The organism is Nonomuraea lactucae (assembly GCF_003313395.1).
GTDB classification, from domain to species: Bacteria; Actinomycetota; Actinomycetes; order Streptosporangiales; family Streptosporangiaceae; genus Nonomuraea; species Nonomuraea lactucae.
Genome location: NZ_QNFZ01000279.1, coordinates 1 through 24,454, shown reverse-complemented (window position 1 = coordinate 24,454; position 24,454 = coordinate 1). Strand labels below are relative to the sequence as shown.

At 71.7% G+C, this 24,454-nt stretch carries 24 protein-coding genes, 1 tRNA gene and 1 pseudogene; 15 read left to right on the top strand and 11 right to left on the bottom strand.

Annotation, left to right across the window (positions count from 1 at the left end):
- Position 1: 1 nt before the first annotated feature.
- From DQW85_RS18840 to DQW85_RS18815, 6 genes are all read right to left on the bottom strand, one after another.
- The gene (locus DQW85_RS18840) at positions 2–1,117 is read right to left on the bottom strand and encodes an aromatic ring-hydroxylating oxygenase subunit alpha (RefSeq protein ID WP_113701606.1); all 1,116 of its coding nucleotides are present in this window, start codon (positions 1,115–1,117) and stop codon (positions 2–4) included.
- 42 nt (positions 1,118–1,159) lie between these two features.
- A complete protein-coding gene (locus tag DQW85_RS18835; RefSeq protein ID WP_113701605.1) occupies positions 1,160–1,783 on the bottom strand; it encodes an MBL fold metallo-hydrolase in 624 nt (207 codons plus the stop codon).
- A complete protein-coding gene (locus DQW85_RS18830) occupies positions 1,783–2,868 on the bottom strand; it encodes an S-(hydroxymethyl)mycothiol dehydrogenase (RefSeq protein WP_113701604.1) in 1,086 nt (361 codons plus the stop codon). Before DQW85_RS18830 ends, DQW85_RS18835 begins: the two co-directional genes overlap by 1 nt.
- Before the next feature lie 48 nt (positions 2,869–2,916).
- On the bottom strand, positions 2,917–4,089 hold the full coding sequence (locus tag DQW85_RS18825) for an NAD(P)/FAD-dependent oxidoreductase (RefSeq protein ID WP_205315223.1): 1,173 nt from the start codon (positions 4,087–4,089) through the stop codon (positions 2,917–2,919).
- A complete protein-coding gene (locus DQW85_RS18820) occupies positions 4,086–4,436 on the bottom strand; it encodes a bifunctional 3-phenylpropionate/cinnamic acid dioxygenase ferredoxin subunit (RefSeq protein WP_113701621.1) in 351 nt (116 codons plus the stop codon). The genes DQW85_RS18825 and DQW85_RS18820 overlap by 4 nt, the downstream gene beginning before the upstream one ends.
- A gap of 200 nt (positions 4,437–4,636) precedes the next feature.
- Positions 4,637–4,885 (bottom strand): SCO4226 family nickel-binding protein, encoded by a 249-nt coding sequence (locus tag DQW85_RS18815; protein WP_113701603.1) that lies wholly within the window; start codon positions 4,883–4,885, stop codon positions 4,637–4,639.
- A gap of 147 nt (positions 4,886–5,032) precedes the next feature.
- Between DQW85_RS18815 and DQW85_RS18810 the strand changes: the two genes are divergently transcribed.
- The 11 genes from DQW85_RS18810 to DQW85_RS18760 all read left to right on the top strand — a co-directional run bounded on the left by DQW85_RS18810 (position 5,033) and on the right by DQW85_RS18760 (position 17,543).
- Complete coding sequence (locus DQW85_RS18810; protein ID WP_113701602.1) at positions 5,033–5,521, top strand: hypothetical protein; 489 nt, start codon at positions 5,033–5,035, stop codon at positions 5,519–5,521.
- Positions 5,518–7,794 (top strand): bifunctional polysaccharide deacetylase/glycosyltransferase family 2 protein, encoded by a 2,277-nt coding sequence (locus DQW85_RS18805; protein ID WP_240197271.1) that lies wholly within the window; start codon positions 5,518–5,520, stop codon positions 7,792–7,794. The genes DQW85_RS18810 and DQW85_RS18805 overlap by 4 nt, the downstream gene beginning before the upstream one ends.
- Positions 7,795–7,851: 57 nt before the next feature.
- Positions 7,852–9,936, top strand: coding sequence for a CehA/McbA family metallohydrolase (locus DQW85_RS18800; RefSeq protein ID WP_205315222.1), 2,085 nt, complete (start codon positions 7,852–7,854; stop codon positions 9,934–9,936).
- 35 nt (positions 9,937–9,971) lie between these two features.
- Positions 9,972–10,334 carry a cupin domain-containing protein gene (locus DQW85_RS18795; protein WP_113701618.1) on the top strand — a complete coding sequence of 121 codons (363 nt, stop codon included), beginning with the start codon at positions 9,972–9,974 and terminating at the stop codon, positions 10,332–10,334.
- A gap of 150 nt (positions 10,335–10,484) precedes the next feature.
- Positions 10,485–12,155 carry an MDR family MFS transporter gene (locus DQW85_RS18790; protein ID WP_113701617.1) on the top strand — a complete coding sequence of 557 codons (1,671 nt, stop codon included), beginning with the start codon at positions 10,485–10,487 and terminating at the stop codon, positions 12,153–12,155.
- Positions 12,156–12,185: 30 nt separating this feature from the next.
- Complete coding sequence (locus DQW85_RS18785; protein ID WP_240197269.1) at positions 12,186–12,884, top strand: M15 family metallopeptidase; 699 nt, start codon at positions 12,186–12,188, stop codon at positions 12,882–12,884.
- Positions 12,885–13,162: 278 nt separating this feature from the next.
- Positions 13,163–13,696 (top strand): hypothetical protein, encoded by a 534-nt coding sequence (locus tag DQW85_RS18780; protein ID WP_113701600.1) that lies wholly within the window; start codon positions 13,163–13,165, stop codon positions 13,694–13,696.
- 218 nt (positions 13,697–13,914) lie between these two features.
- Positions 13,915–15,129: an AI-2E family transporter gene (locus DQW85_RS18775; protein WP_240197268.1), complete on the top strand. Its 1,215-nt coding sequence runs from the start codon at positions 13,915–13,917 to the stop codon at positions 15,127–15,129.
- A 78-nt stretch (positions 15,130–15,207) separates the two neighbouring features.
- Positions 15,208–15,456 (top strand): DoxX family protein, encoded by a 249-nt coding sequence (locus tag DQW85_RS18770; RefSeq protein ID WP_113701615.1) that lies wholly within the window; start codon positions 15,208–15,210, stop codon positions 15,454–15,456.
- An 84-nt stretch (positions 15,457–15,540) separates the two neighbouring features.
- Complete coding sequence (locus tag DQW85_RS18765) at positions 15,541–16,932, top strand: selenium-binding protein SBP56-related protein (protein ID WP_113701599.1); 1,392 nt, start codon at positions 15,541–15,543, stop codon at positions 16,930–16,932.
- A complete protein-coding gene (locus DQW85_RS18760) occupies positions 16,929–17,543 on the top strand; it encodes a hypothetical protein (protein WP_113701598.1) in 615 nt (204 codons plus the stop codon). Before DQW85_RS18765 ends, DQW85_RS18760 begins: the two co-directional genes overlap by 4 nt.
- 57 nt (positions 17,544–17,600) lie before the next feature.
- Here DQW85_RS18760 and DQW85_RS18755 read toward each other — a convergent pair whose 3' ends face one another.
- From DQW85_RS18755 to DQW85_RS18745, 3 genes and pseudogenes are all read right to left on the bottom strand, one after another.
- A complete protein-coding gene (locus DQW85_RS18755) occupies positions 17,601–18,038 on the bottom strand; it encodes a RidA family protein (RefSeq protein ID WP_113701597.1) in 438 nt (145 codons plus the stop codon).
- On the bottom strand, positions 18,035–18,721 hold the full coding sequence (locus tag DQW85_RS18750; RefSeq protein ID WP_113701596.1) for an alpha/beta fold hydrolase: 687 nt from the start codon (positions 18,719–18,721) through the stop codon (positions 18,035–18,037). The genes DQW85_RS18755 and DQW85_RS18750 overlap by 4 nt, the downstream gene beginning before the upstream one ends.
- A gap of 3 nt (positions 18,722–18,724) precedes the next feature.
- A pseudogene (locus tag DQW85_RS18745) lies at positions 18,725–19,492 on the bottom strand (class II aldolase/adducin family protein); the annotation flags it as partial.
- A 103-nt stretch (positions 19,493–19,595) separates the two neighbouring features.
- Between DQW85_RS18745 and DQW85_RS18740 the strand changes: the two are divergent.
- Positions 19,596–20,162, top strand: coding sequence for a helix-turn-helix domain-containing protein (locus DQW85_RS18740; RefSeq protein ID WP_162795107.1), 567 nt, complete (start codon positions 19,596–19,598; stop codon positions 20,160–20,162).
- A 22-nt stretch (positions 20,163–20,184) separates the two neighbouring features.
- On the opposite strand, the gene DQW85_RS18735 is transcribed toward DQW85_RS18740, so the two are convergent.
- Positions 20,185–21,639, bottom strand: coding sequence for an FAD-dependent monooxygenase (locus DQW85_RS18735; protein WP_113701593.1), 1,455 nt, complete (start codon positions 21,637–21,639; stop codon positions 20,185–20,187).
- Between the two features lie 50 nt (positions 21,640–21,689).
- Between DQW85_RS18735 and DQW85_RS18730 the strand changes: the two genes are divergently transcribed.
- The 3 genes from DQW85_RS18730 to DQW85_RS18720 all read left to right on the top strand — a co-directional run bounded on the left by DQW85_RS18730 (position 21,690) and on the right by DQW85_RS18720 (position 23,413).
- On the top strand, positions 21,690–22,310 hold the full coding sequence (locus tag DQW85_RS18730; protein WP_240197267.1) for a TetR/AcrR family transcriptional regulator C-terminal domain-containing protein: 621 nt from the start codon (positions 21,690–21,692) through the stop codon (positions 22,308–22,310).
- An 81-nt stretch (positions 22,311–22,391) separates the two neighbouring features.
- Positions 22,392–23,237, top strand: coding sequence for an NUDIX hydrolase (locus tag DQW85_RS18725; RefSeq protein WP_113701592.1), 846 nt, complete (start codon positions 22,392–22,394; stop codon positions 23,235–23,237).
- A gap of 89 nt (positions 23,238–23,326) precedes the next feature.
- A tRNA-Ser gene (locus tag DQW85_RS18720) sits at positions 23,327–23,413 on the top strand.
- Position 23,414: 1 nt separating this feature from the next.
- On the opposite strand, the gene DQW85_RS18715 is transcribed toward DQW85_RS18720, so the two are convergent.
- Positions 23,415–24,454: MinD/ParA family ATP-binding protein (locus DQW85_RS18715; protein WP_162795106.1), on the bottom strand; the 1,040-nt coding region annotated here is incomplete at its 5' end.

Below are 24,454 nucleotides of genomic sequence, written 5' to 3'. Positions count from 1 at the left end.
GTTACCCGATCCGCTCCTGAACCCACTCGTGGAAGGCGCCGATGTGGTGCTCGCTCGGCACCAGCACCCCGCCGTCGCGGTACGTCCGCGAGCTCATCGCCGGCTGGCAGCGCTCGCAGGCGTCGAAGTCCTGCTCGTTGACCCGGTGGAACAGCTCCACCGACTTGTCCAGATCCTTGCCGCCGGCCACCACGTCGGGCAGGTAGAGCCAGTCACACTCGACCACCGTGCGGTCTACGGCGAGAGGGAACATGCGGTGCAGGATAACGTGGTCGGGCACGAGGTTGATGAAGACCTGCGGCTTGACGGTGATGGCGTAGTAGCGCCGGTCCTGGTCCTCGCTGACACCCGGGATGCGGTCGAGCCCGGCCGAGCCGTCGACGGTGAAGCCCTGCACCTCCTCGCCGAACTCCGCGCCGTGGCCGACGAAATACTGCGCGGCGTACCCGTCGGCGAACTCCGGCAGCACCTCGGTCAGCTCGGGGTGGATCGTGGCGCAGTGGTAGCACTCCATGAAGTTCTCGACGATGAGCTTCCAGTTGGCCTTGACGTCGTAGACGATCCGCCGCCCGACCGACAGGTTGGCCATGTCGTAGTTGTCGATCAGCTCCACCGCACCCAGCCGCTCGGCCACCGCGCCCTGCACGTCCTGCTCGAACGACGGCGGCTCGTCGGCCAGGCAGACCCACACGTAGCCGAGCCACTCCCGCGCGTGCGCCTTGACCAGGCCGTACCGCACCCGGTCCAGGTCGGCCATCTTGGTGAGGTTGGGCGCCGCGATCAGCTTGCCGTCGAAGTCGTACGTCCAGGCGTGGTAAGGGCACTGGAAGGCCCGCTTGGCCTCGCCCGACTCCTCCGTGCACAGGGTCGCGCCGCGGTGGCGGCAGACGTTGAAGAACGCGCGCACCGATCCGTTGCGCGCCCGGGTGATGAGGATGCTCTCGGCGCCGACCTGCACGGTCTTGAACGAGCCCGGCTTGGGCAGGTCGGACGAGCGAACCGCGCAGAACCACATCGCCTCGAAGATGTTCTTCTGCTCCAGCGCGAAGAGCTCCGGATCGGTGTAGTAGCGGCCCGGCAGGGTGGGAATCACGCTGGAGGTGGTTGCGGTGGTCACGGGACTTCTCCTCTGTGTAACGCCTGGGTGGAAGGGCCGGGTTCAGTGGCCGCGGCGGATCCAGTCCTCGAGATGCGGAGCCTCGGCTCCGATGCTGGTGTCGTCGCCGTGCCCCGTGTGCACCACGGTCTCGGCGGGCAGCGTGAGCAGGGTCCGGCTGATCGACGCGATGATGGTGGGGAAATCGCTGTACGACCTGCCCGTGGCGCCCGGGCCGCCCTGGAAGAGCGTGTCTCCGGAGAACAGCGCGTCCAGCTCCGGCACGTACAGGCAGACCGCGCCGGGAGCGTGCCCGGGGGTGTGCAGCACGTGCACGGCCGAGTCGCCGACCCGGATGATCTGCCCGTTCGCCAGCGAGCGGTCCGGGGCCGCCGACCGGTGCGCCAGCTTCCACAGCACCTCGTCGTCGGGGTGCAGCAGCACGGGACCGCCCGTGCGCGCGGCCAGCTCGGGCGCGGCGTTCACGTGGTCGTCGTGCGCGTGCGTGCACGCGATCCCGACGACCCGGCGGTCGCCCACGGCCGTCGCGATCGCGTCGGCGTCGTGGGCCGCGTCGACGACCAGGACCTGGTCGTCGTCGCCCAGCAGCCAGACGTTGTTGTCCACCTCCCACGTCCCGCCGTCCAGGCTGAACGTGCCCGAGGTGACCAGGCGCTCGACGCGCATCACAGCACCACCACGGAACGGAGCACCTCGCCGCGGTGCATCTTGGCGAAGGCGTCCTCGACACCGTCCAGTCCGACGGTCTCGGTGACGAACGCGTTCAGGTCGAACCGGCCCCGAAGGTAGAGCGAGACGAGCATGGGGAAGTCGCGGCTCGGCAGGCAGTCGCCGTACCAGCTGGACTTCAGCGCGCCGCCCCGGCCGAAGACGTCGAGCAGCGGCAGCTCCAGCGTCATCTCGGGGGTGGGCACGCCCACGAGCACGGCGGTGCCGGCCAGGTCGCGGGCGTAGAACGCCTGCCTGAACGTCTCCGGCCGGCCCACGGCGTCGATCACCACGTCCGCGCCGTTGCCGCCGGTGAGCTCCCTGACCGCGTCGACGGGGTCGGCCTGCCCGGCGTTCACGGTGTGCGTGGCGCCGAAGCCGCGCGCCCACTCCAGCTTCCGGTCGTCCACGTCCACGGCGATGATCGTGGTCGCGCCGACCAGGTTGGCCCCGGCGATGGCGGCGTTGCCTACGCCGCCGCAGCCGATGACCGCGACCGAGTCGCCGCGGCTGACCGCGCCGGTGTTCACGGCCGCGCCGAGTCCGGCCATCACGCCGCAGCCCAGCAGCCCGGCGGCGGCCGGGGAGGCGGCCGGGTCCACCTTGGTGCACTGCCCGGCGGCGACCAGCGTCTTGTCGGCGAACGCGCCGATGCCGAGCGCGGGGCTGAGCGGCGTGCCGTCGGTGAGCGTCATCTTCTGGGTGGCGTTGTGGGTGGCGAAGCAGTACTGCGGGCGGCCCCGCAGGCAGGAGCGGCACGACCCGCAGACCGCGCGCCAGTTGAGGATCACGAAGTCGCCGGGGGCGACGTCCGTGACGTCGGGTCCGACCGCCTCGACCACTCCGGCGGCCTCGTGGCCGAGCAGGAACGGGAAGTCGTCGTTGATGCCGCCCTCGCGGTAGTGCAGGTCGGTGTGGCAGACACCGCACGCCTGCACCTTCACGAGCGCCTCGCCGGGACCCGGGTCCGGGACCAGGATCGTCTCGAGGCTGACCGGCTTGCCCTTGCCCGTCGCGACCACGCCGCGTACTTCATGAGCCATTGATTCACTCCTGTTTTCAGGCTGCTTCGGCCTTTTCAGCCCGGGTCTTCAGCCGGTCTGGGCGGGCGCGGTCTCCAGATGGCGGCGCCAGCGGGTGAACAGCCGGACCTGGTTGACGCCCAGCACCGCCACGGGCCGGTCTCCTTGCCGGTAGACGGCGAGGAAGCTGTTGTGCGCGGGGTCGCCCTCCTCCACGGTGACCGTGTCGGCGTCGCGGGCGTGCCCGATGAACTGGATCTTCACGTCGAACTGGTCGGACCAGAAGTAGGCCGGCCGGGCGGGCTCGGGGCGGGCGGTGCCGCCGGACAGCAGCGTGGCCGCCGCGACCGTGGCCCGCTGGCGGGCGCCGGTCCAGTGCTCGATCCTGTGGTGGCGGCCCAGCGCGGGATCGAACCACGCCGCGCAGTCGCCGACGGCCACGATCCCGGGCACGGACGTGCCGCCGCCCTCGTCGCAGACGACCCCGTCGCCCAGCTCGACGCCGCTGCCCTCCAGCCAGCCGGTGCTGGGCGTCGCGCCGATGCCGACGACCACGACGTCGGCGGGCAGGTGGGTGCCGTCCGCGAGCCGTACGCCGTCGGCCCGGCCGGTGCCGGTTACCTCGGTGACGTACGCGCCGCGGATCAGCCGGACGCCGCGCTTCTCGTGCAGCTCGGCGAGGGCGTGGGCCATCGTGAGGCCGACGACGCCGGCGAGCGGCGCCTCCCCCGACTCCACGAGCGTGACGTCGAGGCCGAGCTCGCGGGCCGTGGCGGCGACCTCGGCGCCGATGAAGCCGCCGCCGATCACGACGAGCCGCCCGGCGGTCTCCAGGTCGCCGCGGAGGGCGCGGGCGTCGTCCAGCGTGCGCAGCGTGTGGACGCCGCGCAGCCCCTCCGTGCCCGGCAGCCTGCGCGCGGCGGCCCCGGTGGCGATCACGATGCCGTCGGCCGCGATGGAGGTGCCGTCGCTGAGCGTGATCCGGCGGGCGGCCGCGTCCAGGCCGGTGGCGGCCACGCCCAGGCGCCACTCGATGGCCGGGTCCTCGCCGTCGCCCTCCAGCGCCAGGTCGGCCTCGCCGATCACGCCCTTGAGGTAGTCCTTGGACAGCGGCGGCCGGTCGTAGGGCCGGTGCGTCTCCTCGCCGATGACGACGAGCCGTCCCGCGTACCCCTGGCCGCGCAGGGCCCGCGCCGTGAGCAGGCCGGCCAGCGAGGCGCCGACCACGCAGACCGTCTTCACGCCTGCCCCTTCAGGGTGACGCCCGGAGGCAGGTTGGGCGGGGCGTCGGACGGCACGACGCAGATGACGCCGTCCTCGACCACGACCCGGTGGGTGCGGACCGGCCGCTTGGCGGGAGGCGCGTCAACCTGGCCGGTGCGCAGGTCGAACCGGGAGGCGTGCAGGGGGCACTCGATCTCGCAGCCCTCCAGCCAGCCGTCCGCCAGCGAGGCGTCCTGGTGGGTGCAGGTGTCGTCGATCGCGAAGATGTCGCCGTCGTCGGTGTGGAAGACGGCGATGGGCGGATCGACGTCGAGACGGAGGGCCTCGCCTCGCGGCAACGACGCGAGAGGGCACGCTGGGATCATCGTCACACCCCGGTTTCACAAAGAGCAACGTCTAGCGCTATACGCAACAGAGTGCGGGTGGGGCATGCGGATGTCAAGACTGGTTTGGGGTGACTTGGGGTGTGGTTTCTGATTAGCCAGCGTACGAGAGGGCAGGGCACATGCTCACTCCCCCTGCGGGCACGGCGATCCGTGCCCGCAGGGGGAACGGCGGAGAGCGGTCAGAGGTCCAGCGGCACCGCGTGGATCTCGTCGGCCGGATGACCGGCCCGCTGGTGGATGCGCTGGACCGCCTCCGCGCTCGGCGCCTCGGACAGGCAGTAGACGACGCCCTCGTCCGGGTCGGCCCAGGCGTGCTCGAAGCTGACCATCTCCTCGTCCTGGATCGCGAGATCGGCGTCGTGCGCCTCGCGGAACTCCTCGGGCGTGATGCCCACCATGCCGTGGTGGACGTCCATGAACCTCGCCATGGCTTCCTCCTCAGAGAGCGGCCTGCCGCACTTCCTTCCCACCGTAGGCCGGGCTGTCCGGCTGCCGACACCCCGCGCCGGTCACGGTACGCCGAGAGAAGCCGCAAATTTCCCCACAAGTTGTAACTGGTCACTAGCATTTCGGGAGTGTTCCCTGAGCAACCCGGCGGCCCCGCCGTCTTCGTCGACCAGAGCGGTCGCCGCAGGCGGCTGGTCATGGTCGGCTCCATCGCGGCGAGCGTGCTGACCCTCGCCCTGTTCGCCGTCGTCATCGGCGGTGTGTTCTCCGACCCGACGCTCTCGGTGAACGGGTGGCCGGGCGACCGCTCCGGCGCGGTGGGCACGGCCTCGCCCGACCGCTCGCCGACGCCCGGGAGGAGCCCGTCCAGGCGGCCGACGCCGTCGGTGACGCTCACCTCGTCCCCTCCCACGCCCGCCGCCACGAGGACCGCCACACCCTCGCGGCAGCCGGAGCCCGTGCGCTCCGCGTCGCGCCGGCCGTCACCCACCCGGGCCCCGAGCACAGAACCGAGCACCGAGCCATCGACCGGCCCCGTCGACGAGACCGCACCGCCCGGCAAGCTCAGGACTCCCCCTGGGCGCGACCCCGACCGGGTGAAGGGGCCGAAGAAGTGAACGACCCCTCCGGCCACGACAGGCAGGTCTGGCCGCCCGCACCGGTCCCGGCCTGGCAGGACCCGAGCGCGGCGCGGCGCGGCGGTGACACCACCGCGCCGCCGCCGCCCGTGACGGCTGTCGCGAAACCGGCCGATCCTCGGGGCCACTGGTTCCTGCTCGCCGTCGGCATCCTGCTGGTCGGCGGCGCGCTGCTGCTCAACGGGTACGTGACCAACGTCGTCGGCGAGACCCACGCGCAGCCGCCCCCCGCCACCGACCGGCCCTCCCCCGAGCTCGAGCGGGCACGGCGGGACGGCCCCGTGCTCAACCTCACCGCCGGCGAGCCCTCCAGCGCCCGCCTGCCCGCCCGGACCGTCGCCCTGACCTTCGACGACGGTCCCGATCCGGCCTGGACCCCGAAGGTGCTCGACGCGCTCAAGCGGCACGGCGCCACGGCGACGTTCTTCACCGTCGGCTCCAAGGTCGCCGAGCACCCGGAGCTGGCTCGGCGGATCGTGGCCGAGGGGCACGAGCTGGGCAACCACACCTACGCGCACGCCGACCTCGCCACGGTGCCCGGCTGGCGCCTCAAGCTGGAGCTGTCGCTCACGCAGAAGGCGCTGGCGGGCGCCACCGGCCTGCACACGACGCTGGCCCGCCCGCCGTACTCGTCCACACCCGAGGCCGTCACCGCCCCGCAGTGGGAGAGCCTGAAGGCGCTGGGTGCCGAGGGTTACCTCGTCGTGCTGACCGACCTCGACACCAAGGACTGGGCCCGGCCCGGAACCCGGCGGATCGTCACGTCGTCGCTCCCGGCGGGGGACAAGGGCGCGATCGTCATGATGCACGACTCGGGCGGCGACCGGCGGCAGACCGTGGAGGCCGTGGATCTCGTGCTGCGGGAGCTCGCCGGCAAGGGCTACCGGGCGGTCACGGTGTCCAGGGCGCTCGGGATGCCGTCGGCGCACCGGCGGGCAGACGGCGTGGACCTGTTCGCCGGTTCCGCGCTGAACCTGGCCCAGCGCGGCTCCGCGACGATCACCGGCGTCTTGTCATGGGTGCTGCTCGCCGCGGGGGTGCTGACCCTGGCCCGGCTCGCGTTCTTCGCCGTGCTCGCGGCGGCCCACGCCCACCGGAACCGGGGCGGCAGGCGGCGCAAGGGCCGCGCGCCCGCCTGGCCCGCACCCCCGCCGGTCACCGTCATCGTCCCCGCCTACAACGAGGAGGCCGGGATCCAGGCGACCGTGCGCTCGCTGGCCGAGACCGACTACCAAGGGGAGCTGGAGATCCTCGTCGTCGACGACGGCTCCACGGACAGGACGGCGGAGCTGGCCGCCGGCCTGGGATACGTCGACGTACGGGTGATCCGTCAGCGCAACGGCGGCAAGCCGGCCGCGCTCAACACCGGCATCGCCGAGGCCAGGCACGAACTGCTCGTCATGGTGGACGGCGACACCGTCTTCGAGCCCGGCACGATCGGCCACTTGGTACGCCAGCTCGCCGACCCGGCCGTGGGCGCGGTGAGCGGCAACACCAAGGTCGGCAACCGGCGCGGCATGATCGGGCGCTGGCAGCACATCGAGTACGTCATCGGGTTCAACCTCGACAGGCGGGCCTTCGAACTGCTCGACTGCATGGCGACCGTGCCCGGCGCGATCGGCGCCTTCCGGCGTTCGGCGCTGGTGGCGCTGGGCGGGGTGAGCACCGACACGCTGGCCGAGGACACCGACCTGACGATGGCGCTGTGCCGGGCCGGCTGGCGGGTGGTCTACGAGGAGAAGGCCCTCGCCTGGACCGAGGCCCCCACCTCCCTCGGCCAGCTCTGGAAGCAGCGCTACCGCTGGTGCTACGGCACCATGCAGGCCATGTGGAAGCACCGGCGGGCCGTGCTGGAGCGCGGGCCGTTCGGCCGCCGCTGCCTCGGCTACCTGGGAATGTTCCAGGTGCTGCTGCCGCTGCTCGCGCCCGTGGTGGACCTCATGGCCGTCTACAGCACCGCCGTGGGTGATCCCCTGCCGGTCGTGGCGGTATGGGCGGGGTTCGTCGTGGTCCAGGCGCTGACCGGCTGGTACGCGCTGCGGCTGGACGGCGAACGGGCCTCCGCGCTCTGGGTGCTGCCGTTGCAGCAGTTCGTCTACCGCCAGCTCATGTACCTCGTGGTGATCCAGTCGCTGGCGACGGCGGTGCTGGGCGTGCGGCTGCGCTGGCACACCGTGCGCCGCGAGGGCACGTTCGGCGGGCCCGCCGCTCCCGCTCCGCCACCGCTGGAACGGGCGCTCGAATCACACTGACGTGACCGGGTATCCGTGTCACGATGGCGGGCGCGCGGCCTATCCAGGGAGTGTCCGATGTGTGACGATCCGCTGCATGTGTTGCTCCCCGAGCCGGTGGCGCGGGCCCTCGCCGACTACCGGGACCTGCGCGACCACCACGGGGTCTGCTGGGGGGAGACGCCCCTGGGCTACGTCGTCCAGGCGCGCGCCACCGTGTTCCTGGACGAGCGCTACGACTACCGGGAGGTGTGCTTCCGGCAGCTCGCCCAGCGCCATCCGGGCGCCTCCCGGGAGGAGCTGAAGGGCAGGCTCGGCGAGGTGGACGTCGACCGGGTGGTGCGCGACGCGCTCGGCGGCGACGTGCTCGGCAACCTGGCGGCGCTCCGGCTCACCCCGGAAGGCGTGTCGCTGGAGGCCGACACCCGGATCGTCCTCGGCGAGGAGCCGTTCCCCCCTACGGCGTTGCTGCTCGACTCCAGCCGGGACGAGCCCGTCACGGTGGTGGTGGACGGCACGGCGCACGAGGTGCCGCCGCGCGGCGCCAAGGTGGTCGAGGTGGAGCGGGAGGCGCTGGCCGGCGGGGCGCCCGTGGACCTGTCTCCCCTGGCCAGGCGGGCGCCCGCCGCCGCGCTGCGGCTGCGCGCCGGGTTCTCCTGCCGGTGGAGCGTGACCAGCGGCAACGGGCAGGGCTGGTACCCGCCGGGCGCACCGCACAAGGTGGACGCGCACCTCAGGCCGTACTTCCACGGTGACGACCTCGTGGTCGCGGTGCCCGCCGAGCCGGTCACCGTGGTGGTGACCCGTGGCATGGAGTACACCGAGGTGGACCTCGCGCTGACGCCCGTGGCGGGCGAGGAGACGCTGGTCGAGCTGGCGCCCGAACGACTCTACGACGCGGCGGCGCACGGCTGGTACGGCGGCGACATGCACGTTCACATGAACTGGATGGGCGAGGAGCCCGCCCCGCCCGCGCTCGCCGCCGCCGCGCAGCACGGGGAGGACCTGCACGTGCTCAACCTGGTGGCGGGCAACGTCGCGAGCGAGCGGGTCTACGACGTGGAGGCGCTCACGCACTGGGCGGGCGCCGACCTGCCCTGGTCGGACGGCAGGCACCTGGCCAGGATCGGGGTGGAGTACCGCAACGACCTCGTCGGGCACGTCACCGCGTTCGGCGTGCGCGGCCTGCCCGGCCGCTACCACTCGGGCTTCTCCGGCACCGCCGACTGGCCGCCCAACGCGACCGCGTGCGAGGAACTGCGGGCGCTCGGCGGGGTGACCGGCTACGGCCACCCGTTCCACAGGACGTTCTCCGAGACCGACCCGCCCGACGTCGTGCTCGATCACGGCCGCGACTGCTCGGCCAGGGAGATCGTCGCCGACGCGGCGCTCGGCTTGATAGACACCCTCGACGTGCTCAACCACTCCTCGATCGCCGGGACCGCCGCCGTCTACCGCCGCCTGATCGGGGCGGGCAACAGGCTCGCGGTCACGGCCGGCACCGACGTGGTGCTCTCCTTCCTCCGCCGCGGCACCGCCTCCGGCCCGCCCGGCTGGGCCAGGGTGTACGCGCACGTCGGCGGCCCGCTCACCGCCGAGTCCTACGTCGAGGCGATCCTGCTGGGCCGGACGTTCGCCACCACAGGGCCGTGGCTGGAGCTGACCGTGAACGGCCACGAGCCCGGCGACACGCTGGACCTCGCGCCGGACGACCGGGTGGAGATCTCGGTCCGGTCGATCGGGCCCGAGGTGGAGACGCTGGAGATCCGCACCGGCGACGGCGTCCTGGCGCAGGGGCCGCCCGGACGGCTGACGGCGTCGCTGGTGGTCGGCGAGCCGACGTACGTGGTCGCCGTCGCCGCCGGCGGGCCGCACCCGCGCGCCCACCACCACGCCGGCGCGTACGCGCACACCAGCCCGGTCTACCTGGACGTGGCGGGCGGGCACGTGGCCAGGCCGGCGGACGTGCGGTGGTGCCTGGACTGGCTGGACCGGCTGGAGGCCGTGCTGCGGGAGTCCGGCCGCTTCGACTGCGAGGAGCAGCACGCCGGCCACCTGGCCCTGTACGCCCGTGCCAGGCAGGTCTACCGGGCCCGCCTTCCAAGATCACGTCTTGTGGGACCCGAAACCGGGATGCCAGACTGGGTAGAACGGGAGCAATAGGACGAGCTAGACCGAATATGACGAAGGGGGACGTCATGATCGAAGTCAAGAGCATCGACAAGCCCGACGAACGCCGCGACTTCCCGATGGGGCACCTCGACGTGTGCAACCTGACGGGCCTGACCTTCGGCGTGGCCACGTTCGAACCCGGATGGCGCTGGTCGGCCTCCGTCAAGCCGATCGTGGGGACGGAGTCGTGCGAGGTTCACCACAACGGCTTCATCGCCAAGGGCCGGCTCCGCATCCGGATGAACGACGGCACCGAGGCGGAGATCGGGCCGGGCGAGGTGTTCGTGGCCCCGCCGGGACACGACGCCTGGGTCGTCGGCGACGAGTCGGCCGTGGTGTTCGACTTCGCGGGCGGAGCGGCGGAGTACGCCAAGGCGCGCGGCACCTAGACCGGACCGGAAGCCCCCGCACGGAGGCAGCGGCGCGGATCCGAGCGCCGCTGCCTTTCGCGTGCCTCCCGCCCCTGCCACTTGCCGCCCGGCTAGTAAACAAGCGTATACTAAGCCGATCAGGCGAATCCCCAGGGGGTGCGGCGGCTCATGGCCCAGGTGCGGCAGTTTTCACGACGGGGCTCGCGGCACGCGCGACAGGACTCGCAGGAAGGCTCGCGTCAGGACTCACGGGAAGACCCCCGCCAGGACTCGCGGGAAGGCCCGCGCCAGTACTACTCCCACCGCGAGATCCTCGAGGTGATGTCCGGGCTCATGCTGGCCATGCTGACCTCGATGATCTCCACCTCTGTCGTGACCACGGCGCTGCCGACGATCGTGGGAGAGCTCGGCGGCCAGGAGCACTACTCGTGGGTCGCCTCGGCCACCATGCTGACGATGACGGTGTCCACACCCGTCTGGGGCAAGCTCTCCGACCTCTTCGGCCGCAAGCCGATGTTCCAGACCGCCCTGGGGCTGTTCGTCGCGGCGTCGCTCGTGGCAGGCCTGTCGCAGGACATGGGGCAGCTCATCGCGGCGCGTGCCGTACAGGGGCTGGGTGTGGGCGGCCTGTCGGCGCTCGCCCAGGTGATCCTCGGTGACATCGTCTCGCCACGTGAGCGGGGACGCTACTCCGGTTACATGGGCGCGGTCTTCGGCATCGCCACCGTGGCGGGGCCGCTGCTCGGCGGATTCCTGGTGGACGCGGACGGGCTCGGCTGGCGCTGGTGCTTCTACGTCGTCGTCCCGTTCGCGGCCATCGCGTTCGCCGTCGTCCAGCGGGTGCTGAGGCTGCCCAGGGTCAAGCGCGACACCTCGATCGACATCTGGGGCGCGACCACCATCACCGGCGCCGCCACGGCGCTGATGCTGCTCCTGACACTCGGCGGGCGGCAGTTCCCCTGGAACTCCCCCTGGACGTACGCCCTCGGCGCCGCCGGCCTCGTCATGCTGGCCCTCGCCGTGGTCGCGGAACGCGCGGCGCGGGCCCCCATCCTGCCACCCAGGCTCTTCAGGAACCGAACCTTCGTGCTCACCGGCGTCGCCTCACTGTTCGTCGGCATGGCGATGTTCGGCGCGATGATCTACCTGCCGCAGTACCTGCAGATCGTCAAGGGGCTCAGCCCGGCCCACTCCGGCCTGATGACGCTGCCCATGGTGCTCGCGCTGTTCGTCTCCGCCGTCGTCTCCGGCCGGATCGCCAGCCGTACCGGCCGCTGGAAGCTCTTCCCCGCGGCGGGCCTGCTCATCGTGGCCACGGGGCAGTACCTGCTGTCGCGGCTGGGCATGAACGCCGGCGAGTGGCTGATCGGCCTCTACGTGGGAGTGCTGGGCATCGGGCTGGGGCTGACCATGCAGATGCTCATCCTGGCCGCGCAGAACGGCGCCGAACCCCGGGACATGGCCGCCAGCACCTCCGGCGCCACGTTCTTCCGCTCGCTCGGCGGCGCCATCGGCGTGGCGGCGTTCGGCGCGATCCTCGTCAATCGGCTCGACGCCGAGATGGCCGACCGGCTGCGCGCCGCGCGCATCACGCTCCCCGGCGGCGCCCCCGAACTGGGCAGCCCCGGCGCCATCCAGGCCCTGCCCGAGCCGATCAGGAGCATCGTGCTGGAGTCGTTCACCCGTGGCCTGGAGACGGTCTTCCTGGTCGGAGTACCGATCGCCCTCCTGGGTTTCGTCGCCGTACTCCTCCTGAGAGAACTCCCCCTCCGCGACGCCGACCCACCGCCGAAGGCACCGCGCACGGAGGAGCTCACCACGGGATCTCATATGCCCTGACCAGGCAAGACGTTCGCATATGGTGGGCGGATGAAGTGTGCTGCCACCATGGCGATCGTGGTGCTCGCCTCCATTTCCTGCGCCACCCAGAGCCCGGCCGCGTCCTCGGCCCCGTCACCGGTCAAGACGCCCACCCCACCCGCCCCGGAGAAGACGGTCGCGCCGTCGTTCACCGCCGAGGTCACCAGGATCGCCCGCGACCGCCTCCCGCACTCCTGGCGCCCCGGCTGCCCGGTCCACCACAAGGACCTGCGGCTCATCACGATGACCTACTGGGGCTTCGACGGCCAGGCGCACACCGGCGAGCTGGTCGTCCGCGAGACCGTCTCCGACGACATCGTCACCGCCTTCAGAAAGCTGTACGACATGCGCTACCCGATCAGGCGCATGGAGCTCGTCGACGTCTACAGGGGCGACGACTTCGACTCGATCGACGCGGACAACACCTCGGCCTTCAACTGCCGCGCCGCGACCGGCTCCAGCAACTGGTCCAACCACGCCTACGGGGAGGCCGTGGACATCAACCCCCGCGAGAACCCGTACGTCACGGCCGACGGCGGCACCGCCCACCAGAACGCCAAGCAGTTCACCAAGCGGCCGATGCGCGGCAAGGGCGTCATCAACCCGGGCGACAAGGTCGTACGCACCTTCGCCGCCGTCGGCTGGGAATGGGGCGGCTACTGGTCAGGCACCAAGGACTACCAGCACTTCTCGAAATCGGGCGGCTGAGAGCCCGCGCGGGGTCACCGCTGTCTCTCGACGTCTCCGGGGTTTCCCGCGGCGTCGACCGTGCGCGCCGGCGGGCGCCGCGCGAGCCGGGCCGACCGGCGAACGAGCACAGTGGACAGGAAATGGGCAGGGAACTGGCTAGGAACCCCGAGTATGTTCTGCGCTCGTAGTCTCTGGTCTCAGCTGGGCTTTCTCTCATACGGGCTCGGCTGCTTTGGAGGAATTCGATGATACGCAGACATACGAGCATCCTCGCGGGGTGTGCCATAGCGGCGGCCGTGCTGCCCGCGGTCGCCGCCCTACCGGCACAGGCCGCGGCCGGCACGCGGACCACCGCCGACGGGCACCAACTGAAGTCCGCCACCGGTCACTGCCTCGTCCCGCGCGGCCGAGATGTGATCGTGCTCCCGTGCAAGGAAGGTTACTGGCTGTGGCGGGAAGTCGTGGTGCCGTCCAAGGATGAGCACACCATCGACGCCCGGTTGCTCGTCTACGGAGACGGAAAGACCGTGGATCCCGTCGGCGGGGGCACCTGGTGCCTGGACACCGACCAAATCTCGAAAACCTACATGAGCAAGTGCGACAGGAACCGGGCGGACAAGGGGCAGCTCTGGTACACCGTACCGGACGGCAACGTGAACGGTTACTACCACTGGAACGTTTTCACGATGGCCGGCAACAAGTGCAGGCAGCTCGCGCATTACGGGAACAGGACCGGGATGGCCGACTGCAAGCCCATATGGGAGAAGAATCATTCGCCCGTCAATGAGCAGTGGCGGTTCGGGCAGCAGAAGGGCGATTACAAGTGGTGACAGCCGCCCTGGTAGGTCACCCGGCGTCGCTGGCACGTCAATCCAGCCATGCCGGGCCCTCACTGGATGCCTAGGAACCCGTCGACGCCCTTCACTGACCTGCCAGAACAATGTTCTGGCAGGTCAGTGGGGATTTGTCTTTTCACCCGGGAAGGCTGATGGCGTGGGGAACTCCCGTCGCGGAGCATGTACGCACCTTGGCGGATCGGGGGCGGGCCATGAAGAAGCTGACGGAGTTGCGCGACGAGGCGCATTCGGTGCGGGTGCTGTTCTCGCCCGCGAACGTCTGGCGGGCCGGACTCGTCATCGCGGCCCTCGTCGCGCTGGCGCTCTTCATACGCTTCGTGCTGGTCGACGCGGGCTCTCTGATCGTCATGCTGGTGGTGGCCTGGTTCATCTCGCTGGCGATGGAGCCCGCCGTGCGCCGCCTGTCCAGGCGCATGCGGCGCGCCACGGCCTCGCTTGTGGTGATGACGCTGTTCGTGCTGGTCATCCTCATCTTCCTCATCCTGTTCGGCGGCCTGTTCGTGCAGCAGGCCGCGATGCTGCTGCGGGCGCTGCCGGGGGTTGTCACCAGCGCCGTCGAGTGGCTCAACGCCCGCCTCGGCACGAGATATCAGGTGGCCGACATCCTCTCCTCCATCAAGCTGAGCCCTCAGCAGGCGGCCGGGTACGCGCAGGACGTGCTCAACGGCGTGCTCGGGGTGCTGGGGACGGTGGTGGGAGCGGTGTTCACCATGTTCGGCATGCTGCTCCTGACGTTCTACATCTCCGCGGACGGACCGCGGCTGCGGTTGTGGATCGCGCGCCTTCTGCCCGGCCGGGGGCAGCAGGTCTTCATCAGCGTGTGGGACGTGTCCATGGCGAAGACCGGCGGGTACGTCTCGTCCAGGCTCATCCTGGCCACGATCAACAGCACCACGTCGACCCTGGTGTTCCTGCTGCTCGGCCTGCCGTCCTGGCTGGCGCTCGGGGTGTGGACCGGGGTGGCCGCCCAGTTCGTGCCCACGATCGGCACCTACATCTCCATCGCCCTGCCGGTGGTGGTGGGCCTGGCCTCGCCCCGGCCGTGGGTCGGGATCGCGGTGCTCGCCTGGGGGGTGCTGTACCAGCAGGTCGAGAACCTGACGCTGGAGCCGAAGATCAGCGCGCGGGCGGTGGACATCCATCCCGCGGTCGCCTTCGCGGGCGTGATCCTCGGGGCGTCGCTGTTCGGTGTGGTGGGGGCGCTGCTGGCCGTTCCGGTGATGGCCATGCTGCTCTCGCTCGTCGAGACGTACGCCACCCGCCACGAACTGGACCAGTCCGTGGACGCCGACGCCGGACGGGCGCCGCCTGCCGAGCGGGACGCGGCACGACCTGATGGCCCGTCGCCACCTCAGCAGGCCGCCGGGGACGCCGGGGACACGGTGCCGCGCGAGAGCGACAGCTGACTGACGCGGGTTCGAGCAGCCCCCTGAGAAGGCCAGGGGTTGTCACTGCGCGAGGCCCCCAAGAGCCAGGCCGACAAGATGGGCTTGCCCCGGTCCTGGACGCTCCCGCTCGGCGCGCTGCTGGCGGCGGGCGCGCTGGGGTTGCTGGCCGGACTAGCCGTGCCGACACTGGGAACGCTGGCAGCCGCTGGTCTCGTGCTGTACTTTCTCGGTGCTTTCGGCGCCCACCTACGGGCCCGTGACTACCATTTCGGCGCCTGGGCCGTGTACTTCTCGCTGGCGGTGGGCGCTCTAGCCGTAGGCCTCGCCTACCACGGTCCCTGGTGACTCGACGGCTATATAGCGAAATCGTGCCTAAACCCGGGGCCACCTATTGACTGACTGTTTGGGTGCTACGTAGAGCATGAAAGCATGACACTTTGGACGCCGGATCCCACGTTCTACCCCTCTCCGCGTGATGCCGCCGCGGCGCCGGCCGAGCGGTACGCCTATGTCGTGGCGTTCGATCGGCAGGCGGCCCGTCCGGATGCGATCGCGGTGCTCGATGTCGATCCGTCCTCGCCGGGTTACGGCGGGGTGGCGGGCTGGACAGACCTGCCCTACATCGGTGACGAGCTACACCATTTCGGGTGGAACGCCTGTAGCAGCGCACTGTGCCCCAACGCACCGCACCCGCACATCGAACGGCGCTACCTGGTGGTGCCGGGGCTGCGTTCCTCGCGCATCTACATCCTGGACACCAAGGACCGGATCAGCCCGGAGGTCGTCAAGGTGATCGAGCCGCAGGAGCTGGCGGAACGAGCCGGCTACTCCCGGCCGCACACCGTGCACTGCGGCCCCGACGGCCTGTACGTCTCGGCGCTCGGCGGCGCGAACGGCCAGGACGGGCCGGGAGGCATCGCGATCCTGGACCACCAGTCGTTCGAGGTGCTCGGCCGGTGGGAGCAAGACCGGGGCCCGCAGTACCTGGCCTACGACTTCTGGTGGCACATCAACCACGACGTGCTGGTCAGCTCGGAATGGGGCACCCCGTCCATGATCGAGGACGGGGTGGTCGGCGAGCTGCTGCTGGGCCGCAAGTACGGGCACCGGCTGCACTTCTGGGACCTGCGCAAGCGCCGCCACCTGCAGGAGGTCGACCTCGGTGACCAGCACCAGATGACGCTCGAACTACGCCCGGCCCACGACCCGACCAAGACCTACGGCTTCGCCGGCGTCGTCGTCAGCGTGGAGGATCTGTCGGCCTCGGTGTGGACCTGGTACCGCGACAACGGCGGGTGGCAGGCGCGCAAGGTCATCCAGATCCCCGCCGAGCCCGGCGACCCCGACGATCTGCCCGACGTGCTCAAGCCGTTCGGCGCGGTGCCGCCGCTGGTGACCGACATCGACCTGTCCGTGGACGACCAGCGGCTGTACGTCTCCTGCTGGGGCACCGGCGAGATCAAGCAGTACGACGTCAGCGACCCGTTCAATCCCGTCGAGATCGGATCCCTGCGCGCCGGCGGGATCGTCCGCAACCAACCTCACCCGGCGGCGCCCGACCTGGCCCTGCGCGGCGGGCCGCAGATGGTCGAGGTGAGCAGGGACGGCCGGCGCGTCTTCCTCACCAACTCCCTGTACGGATCGTGGGACGACCAGTTCTACCCCGACGGCGTCGGTGCCTGGATGGCCAAGATCGACACGGATACCTTCACCTTCGACGAGCGGTTCTTCCCGCACGGCGACGACTTCCGCGGCCTGCGCCCGCACCAGGTGCGGCTGCAGGGCGGCGACGCCTCCTCCGACTCCTACTGCTACCCGTGACCGCTACCGGCGTCACGGCCGCGCTCCTGCTGGGCGCCTTCCACGGGCTGAACCCGGCCATGGGCTGGCTGTTCGCCGTCGCCCGCGGCCTGCAGGAACGCAGCCGGGCCAAGCTGCTCGCCTCACTGCCCGCGATCGCCGCCGGCCACCTGGCCTCCGTCGCGCTGGTCGCCATCGTGATCAGCGCGACCGGCTCGCTCACCACGGCCAGAACCGTGGCGATCGCCGGTGGAGCGGTGCTGGTCGGATTCGGCCTGTGGCGGTTGCTGTCCAAGCGGCACTTCCGCTGGGTCGGCATGCGGCTGTCGCTGCCCCAGCTCGCCGCCTGGTCCTTCCTGATGTCCTCGGCGCACGGCGCGGGACTCATGCTCATCCCGCTGTTCACCGGCATGCACACCGGGCATGCTGGGCATGCCGGGCATGCCCTGTACGGGAGCCTGGGACTGGCGGTGCTGCACACGCTGGCGATGTTCGCCGTGGCCGGCGTCGTCGCCGTCATCGTCTACGAACTCGCCGGGCTGACCATCCTGCGCCGCGCCTGGTTCAACGTGGACCGCATGTGGGCCGCCGCCCTCGTCGCAGCCGGGGTCATCACCCTGGTCCAGGCCTGAGCGCCGGCGCCCAGGACCCGGTCAGGGCAGCGGTCAGGGCAGCCGTCAGGGCAGCGGTCAGGGCAGCACGGCGACGGCGTCGATCTCGATGAGCCAGTGCGGCAGGCCGAGCGTGGCCACCCCGAGCAGCGCGCTCGCCGTGACCGGCCAGTCGTCCCCGAAGACCGCCAGCCCGGCGGCGAAGATCGGGGCGACCAGCTCGGGACGGTGATCCACCACGTAGATGGTCATCCTGGCGACGTCCGCGCCACGTGCTCCGGCGGCCTCCAGGGCGGTCTTGAGGTTCGCGAAAGCCCGCGCGGCCTGCGCGGCGTGGTCGCCCTCTCCGTGGAAGGCGCCGTCGGGGCCCAGCGCCACCTGACCGGACACGTACACGGTCCTGGCTCCCGAGGCGGTGACGGCCTGGGCGATGAGGCCGCCGGGAAGGTCGATGCCGGGCGGGTTGAGGGCGGCGGGGTGGAACAGGCCGGGGGGGTTGTGCCGGGTCAGGGTCATGGCGTCCGGTGCTCCTTCCGCTGGGGAGTTTCGGCGTGGGGTTCGAGTCCGGCCAGCAGGGCGGCGGTCGCCGCCGGGGCGGTGAGCATGGGCAGGTGGCCCGTGTCGAGGGTGCGCACGGGCATGCGTACCGCCAGCGCCGCGGCCACCTCGGCGAAGAACGGCTGCCCCGTGCAGTGCACGTAGACGCTGGGGAGCTCGGGGAAGCCCGCGGCGCTCGGCTCGGTGTGGGTGCCGAGCGGCATGGGCGTGAACCTCGGCTCCTCGACGCCGAGCAGTTCCGGCGGCGGTGGGGGCATGAGGTAGTCCGTCTCGCCGGGTGCGAGGGCCTCACGCAGCCAGGGCAGGATGTCGAAGCAGCTCTGTCCCCGCTCCGGCACGAACGCGTCGAGGTAGACCAGCGAGCGGATCCGCCGCGGCTCGCGCTCGGCGACGCCGCTGATCACCATGCCGCCGTAGCTGTGGCCCACCAGGATGACGTCGTCCAGGCCGCGCAGCACCCGGGTGACGTCGTCGACGTGGGTGGAGAGCCCGGTCGTGCGCTCAGCCTCGTGCGCGCGCTCGCCGAGGCCGGTGAGGGTCGGGGTCCGCACCTGGTGCCCGCCGTCCTGGAGCAGGTCGCGTACGCCCGACCAGATCCAGCCGCCCGCGAAGGACCCGTGGACGAGGAGGTAGGTGGCCATGGTCTACTCCTCCAGCAGCTCGGGCTCGGCGTGGACGATGTCGTCGAAGAGGGTCTGGAACCCGAGGTGGCCCATCTTCGGGCTGCCGAACTGGCGGTGCGCGATCTCCGCCTCGCCCGCGGGCAGCTCGCGCGCGCCCCCCGCGGCGTCCGCCAGGAGCTGGATCTGCGCGCAGCGGTCGAAGCTGACGAACCAGTAGGCGGCCTCGTCGACGCTGCTCCCCACGGTGATCACGCCGTGGTGCTGCAGGATGACGGCCTTGCCCGCGCCGAGCCTGGCGGCCATCCGCCGCCCCTCCTCGGCCTCCAGGGCGAGCCCGTTGTATTCGTCGTAGATCGCGTGGTCGCCGTGGAAGGCGCAGGCCTCCTGGACCACGGGGCGCAGCGGCCCGCCCAGCGCGGCGAGCGCCCGGCCGTGGACCGAGTGCGCGTGCGCGGCCGCGACCACGTCCGGGCGCAGGTCGTGGATGGCCGAGTGGATGACGAACGCGCCCCGGTTGACCGGCCGGCTCCCTTCGACGACGTCGCCCTTCTCGTCGACGAGGAGCAGGTCCGCGACCCGCGTCTGGGAGAAGGCCCGGCCGAACGGGTTGACCCAGAACCAGTCGGGGCGTTCGGGGTCGCGGACGGTGACGTGTCCCGCGCCGCCCTCGTCGTACCCGTACTTGCCGAAGATCCTCAGTGCGGCGGCCAGCCGCTGCTTGCGATGGCGACGCTCCTCTTCCACGGAGGAGAAGACCGGCGCGGCCGGAAACGTCAGGCTCATGCGTGACTCCTTCGTACGGGTGGCCCCAAGTGTTCGCTTCCGAACGCTACGGAGTCAAGCCTCTGAGGCATGAAGTTTGCCTTATAGGCAAACCGGTTAGGCTGTGCGCGTGAGCACCGCCGAGGAGATCGAAGTCGAACGGCGCATCGCCGAGCGGATGCGCGGGCTGCGGAGGTCCAAGGGGCTGACCCTGGCCGAGGTCGCCCAGCAGGCGGGTCTCTCTCCCGGCCACCTCTCGCGGATCGAGAGCGGGGCGAGGCAGCCGAGCATCGGCACGCTGGTCCTCCTGGCCCGGGCACTCGGCGCCACGCTGGCCGACCTCCTCGCCGAGGACGACGGCGACCCCGTCATCGTGCGGGGCGCGGCGGCCCAGGCGCACCGGCGGCCGGAGGGCCTGTTCGCCAGCCTGTCGGGCAGGCTGGAGGACGGCGCGCTGGAGGTGATCAGGCTCGATCTCGATCCCGAGGCCGGCAAGGTGACGACGAAGAGCCACCCGGGCGAGGAATGGGTCTACGTGCTCTCCGGTGTCGTGACGCTGGAGCTCGGCACGTCCCGGCACTCCCTCGACGCGGGTGACGCGGCGCACTTCCGGGGCGAGCAGGCGCACCGCATGAGGTGCTCCCGCCCGGCGACCGTGCTGATCGTGATCGCGGCCCCCTCGCCGCACAGCCACTGACCCGGGTGGCCCCCGAACCGCGTCAGGGCCGGTGGCCGAGAACGGCTGCGACCGCGGCGGCGTCCGGCTCGGCGCCGGCCCAGGCGACGTGGCCGTCCGGCCGGATGAGCGCCGCTCCCACCCCCGACCAGCCGTCCAGATGCCCGGCAGGCGCCCCGGAGTGCACGGTGAGCTCGGGCCCCGGGGGCGGGCCACCAGGTCGTCCCATGAGGTCGAGCAGCACGTGCCGGGCCGGACGGAGCAGGGAGAACAGGCTCTCCCCGGAGCCGTCGAAGGCCAGGTCGGGGGCGCGGCTCCCGGTGAGCGGGTGGGCCGCCGGATCCGCCGGCGGGTAGCAGACGGCGAGCCCGGTGACGCGCTCGGCCAGATGCCTGGAGAAGGCCGGCTGGGTGGCGATCGCCCCGCCGAGCAGCGAGCGCAGGGCGAGGCCGTCCGGCGAGAAGCCGGTCATCAGGGTCACCTGGGCGCGGCTCCCCTCGATGAGATCGGCGCCGACGGGATGCCGCTCGGCCTCGTAGGTGTCCAGCAGATCGCCTCGGGCCCGCCCGCGGACGGTTGCGGCGAGCTTCCAGCCGAGGTTGGCCGCGTCCTGGATGCCCACGTTCATGCCCACGCCCCCGGCCGGGAAGTGCTGGTGAGCCGCGTCCCCGGCGAGGAGCACCCGCCCGCTGCGATAGCGCTCGGCCAGCCGGGTGGCGTTGCCGAAGCGCGAGAGCCACACGGGGTCGCGCATGCCGAAGTCGCGGCCGGCGACGGCGACGGCCCTGGCGCGTACGTCGTCCAGGGTGAGGTCGCCGGGCCAGTCAGCGCGGACGTCCTCGGGCACGATGCCGACCAGCCGGTGCAGCCCGCCGGGCAGCGGCGCCACCAGCAACGTCCCGTCGGCCCCGAACCTGCTGAATCCGAGCGGCGGCGGGTCGTCGAGGACGGCATCGCAGAGCCAGCCCAGAACGGTGGACGGCGTGCCGGGAAACCCGATCCCGGCGGCGACGCGCACGGTGCTCCGGACGCCGTCGCAGCCCACGACGTACGCGGCCTCCAGGTCGTACGGACCGTCAGGCCCCTCGGCCCGCACGTTCACGGACCCGGGGCGCTCGGCGAGGCCGGTGACGCGGTGCCCCCGGCGGATCCGCGCGCCCAGCGCGAGCGCGTGCTGTTCGAGCAGCTCCTCTGTTCGAGCCTGGGGCAGCGCGAGGGTGAACGGGAACGGGGTGTCCAGCACGCGGAAGTCGAGCCGGGTGTCGAGCAGCCCGAAGTGGCCGCCCGGGATGGGCACGCCCTCGTCGAGGAACGGCTGATGGACGCCGCGCGACGCCAGGATCTCGATGGTGCGCGGGTGAACGGTGAGCGCCTTGGAGCGGGGGTCGGGCTCCGTGCGCTCCTCGATGACGGTGACGGACACTCCGCCCAGCCGCAGCTCCGCGGCCAGCCAGAGCCCGACCGGACCGCCTCCCGCGATGACGACCTGCTGCTCCATCGTTCCTCCTTGGTCGCTGACCAATCATTGGGAAGCAGTAAACTAGGTCAGTGACCAAGACGCAAGGGAACGACGGCCGGAGCCGGCGGCTCACGCCTGACACGGTGGTCCGCGCGGCGCTGGACCTGCTGGACGAGAAAGGACTGGAGGCGGTCTCCAGCCGGGCGGTCGCCGACCGGCTCGGCGTGCGGATGAACACCGTCCTGTGGCACGTGAAGACCAAGGGCCGCCTGCTCGAACTCATGGCCGACGCCGTCATGGGCGAGATCCCGCTCGACGGCCTGCCCGGCCCCTGGGACGAGCGCGCCCGCGACCTCACCCGCCGCTACCGGCGCGCGCTGCTCGCCCACCGGGACGGCGCCGCGCTGGTCATCGGCACCTACCCCGCCGAGCCGCACACGCTCCGCTTCGCCGAGACGCTGGTCGGCACGCTGCTGGAGAGCGGGATGGACGGACGCGAGGCCGCCTGGAACGCCTGGACGATCATCTACTTCACCCTCGGCCTCACCCAGGAGGAGCAGGCGGCCCCACACGACCTGGACGGGCGGCTGGCCCGGGCGGTCACCCCCGCGTCCCACCCCGCGCTCCACCGGGTCCTCGAACACCTCGGCGGGTCCTTCGACGAGCGCTTCGAGTTCGGCCTGTCCGCGATCCTCCGCACGAGCGGCTGACGGGACGCGCCACTCGCGCGCCCGCCGCGACCGGGAGCCGACCCGCGGGCGGCGGGGGGCGAGGCTGCGAGAATCTGAGTCATGGCTGCGAAAGACGGCGACGGTTGGGCGGAGTGCGAGCGGGGCCACAGGCACTGGGGAATCCACGGCGCCTCGGGGCTGCTGGCCGTGCACCATGACGAGGCCGGGGTGCCGCACGTGCTGATGCAGAAACGGTCCTGGTGGAGTCACCACGGCGGCACCTGGGGGCTGCCCGGCGGCGCGCGTGACAGCCACGAGGACGCCGTCACGTCAGCGCTGCGCGAGGCGCGCGAGGAAGCCGCCCTGCCCGGCGACGAGCTGCGCGTGCGAGGCGTCTACGTGGACGACCACGGCGGTTGGGCGTTCGAGACCGTGATCGCCGAGGCGCCCGGCCTGCTGGCCGTCGCCCCCGCCAACCGGGAGAGCGCCGAGCTGCGGTGGCTGCCGCTGCCGGAGATCACGGGGAGGAGGCTGCATCCGGGGTTCGCCGAGACGTGGGGCACGATCCAGCCGGAGCTGGCCCCCGAGACGCTGGTGCTGGACGTGGCTAACATCGTGGGCGCCCGCGCCGAGCACGGCTGGTGGCGCGACCGGCTGGGGGCGGCGACGCGGCTGCTGGAGGACGTGGCGGGGCTCCGGCTGACGCATCCGGTGCTCGCGCAATGGTATCCGCGGATCGTCGCGGTCGTGGAGGGCGCCGCCAAGAGGGTGCCCGACGTGCCCGGCATCCAGGTCGTCGCCGCGACCGGCAGCGGCGACGACGCGATCACGGAGGTCGTGCGGCGGGCACGCCCCTGGGAGCGGGTGCTGGTGGTGACGGCCGACCGGGGGCTGAAGGAGCGCGTCACCCGCCTCGGGGCCGAGACCGCGGGGCCGCGGTGGCTGCTCTCCCAGCTCGACGGCTAGCACGCCGCGACCGGGTCACCGTCCGGTGCACGCGAACACCGCTGGACGTACACCCGTGCCACCGCAGCCGCTATGGTGGTGTGCGCACTGGAGGGTTCGCATAGTGGACGAGTGCAGCCGCCTTGAAAGCGGCCAGGTCAGCGATGGCCTCGTGGGTTCGAATCCCACACCCTCCGCTCACTCCCGGTTTGCGGCGTGGCCGCCCACCGGGCCGTCGGCGAAGGCGTCGTCGGCGCTTCCCGCGAAGCCGTCGCCGACCGACGCGGCCAGTCGCAGGTAGGCGTCCCTGGTCGCCTCCTGCAGCCGGTCGAGGTCGATCTCGGCGCCCTCCTCCAGATGCGGGTCGTACGGCACGCGGATCACGGCGCGGCACCTGGCCGCGAAGTGGGCCTCCAGCTTCTTGATGTCCACCGCCGACTTCGACCGCGGCCTGACGCTGCACAGCACCACGGTCGCGTCCTTCACCAGGTTGGCGTAGTGGTGGGCCTCCAGCCAGTCGAGCGTCGCCGAGGCCGCCCTGGCGCCGTCCACCGACGGGGAGCTGACCAGCACGATCTGGTCGGCCAGGCCGAGCACCCCGCCCATGGCCGAGTGGAGCAGCCCGGTGCCGCAGTCGGTGATGCAGATCGAGTAGAAGTTCTCCAGCACCTGGGAGACGGCCTGGTAGTCGGCGCCGCTGAACGCCTCCGACACCGACGGGTCACGGTCGGAGGCGAGCACCTCCAGCCGCGACGGGGCCTGCGAGGTGAACGCCCTGATGTCGACGTACCTCTTGACCTGGTCGCGCTCGTTCAGCAGGTCGCGTACGGTCGCCGAGGTCTCCAGCACGAGCTTGTCGGAGAGCGTGCCACGGTCGGGGTTCGCGTCGACCGCTATGACGCGGTCGCCGCGCATCTGGGCGAGCGTGGCGCCGAGGCCGACCGTGGTCGTGGTCTTGCCCACCCCGCCCTTGAGGCTCAGCACCGCCACGCGGTGGTGGCCCGTGGCGACCGGGGTGCGTGCCCTGGCCAGCAGCTCGCGGCGGCGGCGGGCCTCCGGGGGCTCGCCCGGCTTGATCCACCCGCCCGACGCCTTGTAGATCAGGCGGCGCCAGCCCTTGGCCGGCGCGTTGCGCCTGCCGCGCAGCAGCGACTCCGGGTCGAGGCTGTCGGCGGTCGGCCTGCCCGTGACGGGCGGGCGCGGCGACGCGCTGAACACGTGCACCGGGGCGGCGCGGC

Excerpts from the sequence above, each read along its gene's own strand:
- DQW85_RS18835 (WP_113701605.1), bottom strand. The coding sequence starts at position 1,783 with ATGCGCGTCGAGCGCCTGGTCACCTCGGGCACGTTCAGCCTGGACGGC.
- DQW85_RS18830 (WP_113701604.1), bottom strand. The coding sequence starts at position 2,868 with ATGGCTCATGAAGTACGCGGCGTGGTCGCGACGGGCAAGGGCAAGCCG.
- DQW85_RS18820 (WP_113701621.1), bottom strand. The coding sequence starts at position 4,436 with ATGATCCCAGCGTGCCCTCTCGCGTCGTTGCCGCGAGGCGAGGCCCTC.
- DQW85_RS18815 (WP_113701603.1), bottom strand. The coding sequence starts at position 4,885 with ATGGCGAGGTTCATGGACGTCCACCACGGCATGGTGGGCATCACGCCC.
- DQW85_RS18800 (WP_205315222.1), top strand. The coding sequence starts at position 7,852 with ATGTGTGACGATCCGCTGCATGTGTTGCTCCCCGAGCCGGTGGCGCGG.
- DQW85_RS18795 (WP_113701618.1), top strand. The coding sequence starts at position 9,972 with ATGATCGAAGTCAAGAGCATCGACAAGCCCGACGAACGCCGCGACTTC.
- DQW85_RS18790 (WP_113701617.1), top strand. The coding sequence starts at position 10,485 with ATGGCCCAGGTGCGGCAGTTTTCACGACGGGGCTCGCGGCACGCGCGA.
- DQW85_RS18785 (WP_240197269.1), top strand. The coding sequence starts at position 12,186 with ATGAAGTGTGCTGCCACCATGGCGATCGTGGTGCTCGCCTCCATTTCC.
- DQW85_RS18775 (WP_240197268.1), top strand. The coding sequence starts at position 13,915 with ATGAAGAAGCTGACGGAGTTGCGCGACGAGGCGCATTCGGTGCGGGTG.
- DQW85_RS18770 (WP_113701615.1), top strand. The coding sequence starts at position 15,208 with ATGGGCTTGCCCCGGTCCTGGACGCTCCCGCTCGGCGCGCTGCTGGCG.
- DQW85_RS18765 (WP_113701599.1), top strand. The coding sequence starts at position 15,541 with ATGACACTTTGGACGCCGGATCCCACGTTCTACCCCTCTCCGCGTGAT.
- DQW85_RS18755 (WP_113701597.1), bottom strand. The coding sequence starts at position 18,038 with ATGACCCTGACCCGGCACAACCCCCCCGGCCTGTTCCACCCCGCCGCC.
- DQW85_RS18750 (WP_113701596.1), bottom strand. The coding sequence starts at position 18,721 with ATGGCCACCTACCTCCTCGTCCACGGGTCCTTCGCGGGCGGCTGGATC.
- DQW85_RS18735 (WP_113701593.1), bottom strand. The coding sequence starts at position 21,639 with ATGGAGCAGCAGGTCGTCATCGCGGGAGGCGGTCCGGTCGGGCTCTGG.
- DQW85_RS18725 (WP_113701592.1), top strand. The coding sequence starts at position 22,392 with ATGGCTGCGAAAGACGGCGACGGTTGGGCGGAGTGCGAGCGGGGCCAC.